The organism is Streptomyces longispororuber, assembly GCF_024448165.1.
In the GTDB taxonomy this organism is placed as follows: Bacteria; Actinomycetota; Actinomycetes; order Streptomycetales; family Streptomycetaceae; genus Streptomyces; species Streptomyces longispororuber_A.
On the sequence record NZ_JAMOLN010000386.1, the window covers coordinates 1 to 3520 of the forward strand.

The 3520-nt window shown below is 70.6% G+C and carries 2 protein-coding genes and 1 pseudogene; all 3 read left to right on the plus strand.

Annotated elements, in window-relative coordinates; translation table 11 throughout:
* The first annotated feature begins 29 nt into the window (after positions 1–29).
* Entirely contained in the window at positions 30–1589 is a 1560-nt protein-coding gene (locus tag M4J07_RS47085) for an SCO6880 family protein (RefSeq protein ID WP_255983437.1), read from the plus strand.
* Between the two features lie 16 nt (positions 1590–1605).
* Positions 1606–3021 carry an ATP-binding protein gene (locus M4J07_RS47090; protein WP_255983439.1) on the plus strand — a complete coding sequence of 472 codons (1416 nt, stop codon included), beginning with the start codon at positions 1606–1608 and terminating at the stop codon, positions 3019–3021.
* Positions 3021–3520 (plus strand): annotated as a pseudogene (locus M4J07_RS47095) (type VI secretion protein); the annotation flags it as partial. The gene M4J07_RS47090 and the pseudogene M4J07_RS47095, both read left to right, overlap by 1 nt.

Sequence of the window (3520 nt, forward strand, 5' to 3'; positions counted from 1 at the left end):
AACGGCAACAGGCAAGGAGGTGCAGGGCGTTGACGACCCAGTCCCACGTGTCCCCTCCGGTCACGCCCCGCCGCACATATCTGATCGGCCGCGCCCGGCCGAACGCGATCGTCGGCAGGAACCGCGAGTCGGGTGAGCTCGCGCTGATCATCGCGGGTGCCTTCATCGGCATGATGTGCGGGCTCCTCGTGCCCGTCCTGTCCCTGCGGATCGTCATGCTCATGGGCTTCCCGCTGCTCGCGCTCGCCGCGGTCTACGTCCCGTACCGCGGCCGCACGTTCTACAAGTGGTTCGAGATCAACCGGAGTTACAAGCGCCGGCTGAAGCGCGGCACCGCCTACCGCGCCCGCACCATGGAGGCCGGCACCCGGCTCGACGGGCGCGAGGTCGAGGTCGGACCGCCGCCCGGCATCGGACGGCTGACGTGGCTCGCGGCGCCGTTCGGGCCCGACGAGATCGCCGTCCTGCTGCACGCCGACCGGCGCACCGTGACCGCGGCCATCGAGATCGAGGGCCCCGGCGTCGGCCTGCGCGACTCCGAGGACCAGGAGGCCCTGGTCGACCGGTTCGGGACGCTCCTGAAGCACGTCGCCAACGGGGACGGGTTCGTCACCCGCCTCCAGATGCTCGCCCGGACCCTGCCCGCCGACCCCGACGCGCACGCCAAGGACGTCGCCGTCCGCGGCGACGACCGGTCACTGGGCTGGCTGCAGGAGTCGTACGACCAGCTGCAGTCCATGGTGTCCACCAGCAGCGAGCAGCACCGCGCCTACCTCGTCGCCTGCATGCACTACACGCGCGAGCTGGCCGCCGAGGCGAACGCCATGGCGCGCGCCAGCCGCCCCACGGCGGGCCGGAAGGTCGACCGGGACGCCGGTCTCGCCGTCGTCATGGCCCGTGAACTGACCGACATCTGCTCGCGGTTGCAGGAGGCGGACATCCGTGTGCGCCAGCCGCTGGGCCAGGGCAGGCTCGCGTCCCTCATCCACTCCATGTACGACCCGGACCACCCCATCGACCACATCCAGGCGATGACGAAACGTAATGCCTGGCCCGCCGAGCTGGACGCGATGGAGCCGACGTACCTGCAGGCGAAGACCCGCGAGTCGTCGACGCGCGCGCCCTGGTGCCATGCGACGGCCTGGGTCAAGGAGTGGCCGATGACGCCGGTGGGCGTGAACTTCCTGGCGCCGCTCCTCGTCCACACCCCGGACGTCATCCGCACCGTCGCCGTCACGATGGACCTCGAACCCACCGAGGTCGCCATCGAGCGGATGCTGACCGAGAAGACGAACGACGAGGCGGAGGCTTCCCGCGCCGCGAAGATGAACCGGACCGTCGACCCCCGCGACATCGCCGCCCACGGCCGCCTCGACCAGCGCGGCGAGGACCTGGCGAGCGGCGCGGCCGGGGTCAACATCGTCGGCTACATCACCGTCTCGTCCCGCAACCCGGACGCGCTCGCCCGCGACAAGCGCACCATCCGCGCCTCCGCGGGCAAGTCGTACCTGAAGCTGGAGTGGTGCGACCGCGAGCACCACCGGGCGTTCGTGAACACCTTGCCGTTCGCCACCGGCATCCGACGGTAGTAAGGAAGGCGCACACATGCGGGACCCGCTGTCGATGCTCACGGACGCCTTCACCTCCTTCCTGTTCGGCAAGGTGGAGACGACCCGGCTGCCGGTGCGCACGTCCACCGGCCAGGCACAGGCCGTCTATCTCCCGACCGCCGCGCCGGGCCTCGGCGACTCGGGCGTGATCATCGGACGCGAGGTGTACTCCGGCAAGGGCTACATCTACGACCCCTTCCAGCTGTACGGGCAGCAGCTCCCGGCCCCGCACTGGCTGGTGCTCGGCGAGTCCGGGAACGGCAAGTCCGCGCTGGAGAAGACGTACGTGCTGCGGCAGTTGAGGTTCCGCGACCGGCAGGTCGTCGTCCTCGACGCGCAGGGCGAGGACGGCGTCGGCGAATGGAACCTCATCGCCCAGGAGCTGGGGATAACTCCCATCCGGCTCGACCCGACGGCTGCCCTGGACATGGGGATCCGCCTCAACCCGCTCGACCCGGCGATCACGACGACGGGCCAGCTGGCGCTGCTCCGTACGATCATCGAGGTCGCGATGGGCCACGGCCTCGACGAGCGCTCCGGCTTCGCGCTCAAGGTCGCGCACGCCTACGTCAACGAGACGATCGTGGAGCGCCAGCCCGTCCTGACCGACATCGTCGAGCAGCTGCGCCACCCCGAGCCCGAGTCGGCCGAGGCCATGAACGTGGCCATAGAGGACGTTCGGGCCTGGGGCCTGGACGTCGCGCTCGTCATCGACCGATTGGTCGACGGTGACCTGCGCGGCATGTTCGACGGTCCGACGACGGTCGGCATCGACCTCGACGCCCCCCTGATCGTCTTCGACCTGTCCCACATCGACCGCAACTCCATCGCGATGCCGATCTTGATGGCGATCGTCGGCGTCTGGCTGGAGCACACCTGGATCCGTCCCGACCGGAAGAAGCGCATCTTCCTGGTCGAGGAGGCCTGGCACATCATCAACTCGCCCTTCGTGGCCCAGCTGTTCCAGCGGCTGCTGAAGTTCGGCCGGCGCCTCGGCCTGTCCTTCGTGGCGGTCGTCCACCACCTGTCCGACGTGGTGGACGGGGCGGCGGCCAAGGAGGCGGCGGCGATCCTGAAGATGGCCTCGACCAGAACCATCTACGCCCAGAAGGCCGACGAGGCGAGAGCGACCGGCCGGGTCCTCGGCCTGCCCCGCTGGGCGGTCGAGATCATCCCGACGCTCACCCCCGGCATCGCGGTCTGGGACGTCAACGGCAACGTCCAGGTGGTCAAACACCTGGTCACGGAGACCGAGCGCCCGCTCGTCTTCACCGACCGCGCCATGACGGAGTCCTCCAGCGACCCGGTCGGCGACGACGCCCTGTACGCGGCCGAACTGGAGGCGGAGGAGCGCGCCGCGGCCTTCGTCGAGCAACGCCTCAGCGATTCCTCCGAGTCCACGGTGGCCTGATGATGCGGGACGAACGCGGGTACCGGGACGGTGGCGAGCGCGCCCGGGGCGTCCCGGACGGGCTGCTGATCGGCGTCGTGGCGTTCCTGCTGGGCATGACGATCCTGGTGTGGACGGCGACGGGCCTGTCGGGCCTCTTCGCCAAGGGCGCCTGGCCCGCGAACGTGACGTTCGGCCACACCCCGCTGGCCATGCGCTCCCTGATCGCCCGCCCCCACGACATCCCGGGCGCCTGGCCCAGCACCCCCGCCACCCAGCTCTCCGGCTACGGCCTCTTCTGGGGTCTCCTCATCGGCCAGCTGATGATCCTGGTGGTCCTGACGGTCTTCGTGGCCGGAACGACGGCCCGCTGGCGCGCAGTACGAGCAACCCGCCGCTCGACCGTGCCCCGTCCCCCGGCTCCGGCCGCGACTGCGGTCGACCGGGAAACGGCGCCCCCGCAGGGGCGCGGGGCTGTGCCTGAAAGCGGCTCCGCCGCGGGGCGCGACCAGCCCCCCAC

What these genes read in the sequence shown, in the direction of transcription:
- M4J07_RS47090 (WP_255983439.1), top strand. Translation starts at nt 1,606, where the DNA reads ATGCGGGACCCGCTGTCGATGCTCACGGACGCCTTCACCTCCTTCCTG.